1 protein-coding gene is annotated in these 230 nt (G+C 74.8%); it reads right to left on the minus strand.

Going from position 1 to position 230, the window contains the following annotated elements:
* On the minus strand, positions 1 to 230 hold a 230-nt coding region (locus KVS67_RS13635; protein WP_217565604.1), incomplete at both ends, for a TadE/TadG family type IV pilus assembly protein.

Consider the following 230-nt stretch of genomic DNA (forward strand, 5'->3'; position numbering starts at 1 on the left):
GGGACCCCGTCCTGGCTGGTGAGCTCCGCGGCGACGTCGGCCCCGGTCTGGCCGGGCACGCCGGAGGAGAGCAGCTCTCGAGCCCGCTGGTCGCCGTCCTCGGGACTCCGGTCCGCGAGCGCCCCGTACCGGGCGCCGGCGGAGGCGGCGTCGATCATCACGATGCGCGTGTGGATCACGACGCCGGCCTGGAGCAGCGCCGCGAAGAGCAGGACGACCAGGGTCATCAC

Origin of the sequence: Micrococcus sp. GbtcB5 (assembly GCF_019091605.1) — a bacterium.
GTDB lineage: Bacteria > Actinomycetota > Actinomycetes > Actinomycetales > Micrococcaceae > Micrococcus > Micrococcus luteus.